The 1,806-nt window shown below is 29.0% G+C and carries 1 protein-coding gene; it reads right to left on the bottom strand.

What is annotated here, in order from left to right; genetic code table 11:
* Positions 1-168: 168 nt before the first annotated feature.
* Positions 169-1,728 carry an IS1182 family transposase gene (locus tag HMPREF2782_RS02705; protein WP_070640692.1) on the bottom strand — a complete coding sequence of 520 codons (1,560 nt, stop codon included), beginning with the start codon at positions 1,726-1,728 and terminating at the stop codon, positions 169-171.
* Positions 1,729-1,806: the final 78 nt, after the last annotated feature.

Raw genomic sequence — 1,806 nt, 5'->3', positions numbered from 1 at the left:
GGTGATGTTGCAGAATAGGTGAATATATTCTGCACATCGCCTTTTTTCTTGTATATTTGTATCAAGCCATTTAATTATATAGAGATTTTTAAGATGAAGATAAATTTTTCCACATTTTCATTAAAAATATGCTCACTTAATAGAGCTAAGAATTTTAACATTTTTTTCTTAGGCAGCTTTGTATTTTATGATTTCTAAATTATTATTTTCTATTTTTGATACCAGTTTATTTAAGTTTAGTGACATAGATATGAAGCATATTTCACTTGTTATATTTGCTTTTCCTCTATGGCTAAATCTTTTGTAGTTTAATCCTGACTTTATTTTAGAAAAGGCTCCTTCAGCTTGGATTGATCTATTTATTCTTTCTTCTATTCCTTGGTCAGAGCTTATATTTTCTAAAGATTTTTTTCTATATTTTTGGAATGTTGCTGCTATATAAATTCCTTTGGTTTTTTGTCCACCTTTGTTCCAGTCGAAACACCTGTATACCTTGCTTATACTAACGTAACCACTTTTCTTAGTATCATACCTATCTTTACATCTTACAAAGATTTTTCCTTCTGCTGATATATATTTATCTTGATTTTCATCGTAATTTAATCTTTCCCTAAATTCTTTTTCTTTTTTATATTTTCGTGTTTTCGACCTTTCATAGTTTGATGGTTTTATGTAGGATGTTAATTTATTTTCTGCGAGAAATACATAGTTTTCTTCACTTTCATATCCTGCATCTGTTACTATTCTATTTAAATGATTAGGATATTTTTCTAGTAGTTTTTTTAAGAAGGGTTTTAGGGTGTACATATCAGATGGATGATGGGATATATTTTCTCCTATGATAAAGCCTGATGCACTTGCCAGTTGAATATTGTAGGCTGGTTTTAATTGCCCATTTCTCATGTGGTCTTCTTTCATTCTCATGAAGGTTGCATCATGATCTGTTTTTGAGTAGGAATTTCTGTAATCTCCCATTATTTCTAGGTGTTTATGATAGGTTTCTAGTTTGTTTTTCCAGTCTTTTAATTGTTCATAGTCACGTTGAAGTTGGTGTTTTCTTTTTCCTTGCCCATGTACGAAATTTATTTTCTTTTCTATACATTCTTTACTTATCTGATTAAATACTATTTTTACTACTTCTAATACCTGAGATGTATTTAGGTCTTTGCTTAAGTTGAAGTGATTTATTATTTTTATTCTTAGTTTTTCTTGCCATTTTTCTATGCTTCCCCTCCATACAAAGCTGTATCTATTGGCGTAGGCTTCTATTTTTGTTCCGTCTATATAGATGCTTGATAAATCTATTTGATTTTCTTCTATTAGTATTTGGACCATTTGATTTAACAAGTTAGGTGTTAGCTCTGCTATTTTTTGTCTAAATCTGTTAATGGTAGAATGGTCTGGTGCTTTACTTTCATCTAGGAGGTATTTTATTCTTAGATCATATTTACATGATTTCTCTATTTCCCTTGATGAAAAGATTCCTTCAGAGTAGCAAAATATTATTATTTGCAGCATTGTTATTGGGTTTACTTTAGGTTTTCTTCCAAATGATGAGTAGATTTTATTTAATTCTGATAAATCCATCCTTTCAATTATATTTTTTACAAGCCTTAGTTTTATATCATCTTGTACGTATATTTCTGTATTTATATTTAATTTTAATTGAATTGTATCATCAACTAGTGTAAAATTAGTTAATGATGATGTATTACTATTTTGTTTCATAAATACATTGTATCAGAAAAAGACGAGGATTTTAATTTCCTCGTCTTTTTTCTATCTTGGGACTTTTGCAACAGCCCC

Source organism: Anaerococcus sp. HMSC068A02, assembly GCF_001811125.1.
Classification (GTDB): Bacteria; Bacillota; Clostridia; order Tissierellales; family Peptoniphilaceae; genus Anaerococcus; species Anaerococcus vaginalis_C.
This window is presented reverse-complemented; position numbering and strand designations above follow the sequence as displayed.

Coding starts and splice junctions, on each gene's coding strand:
- HMPREF2782_RS02705 (WP_070640692.1), bottom strand. CDS start 1,728: ATGAAACAAAATAGTAATACATCATCATTAACTAATTTTACACTAGTT.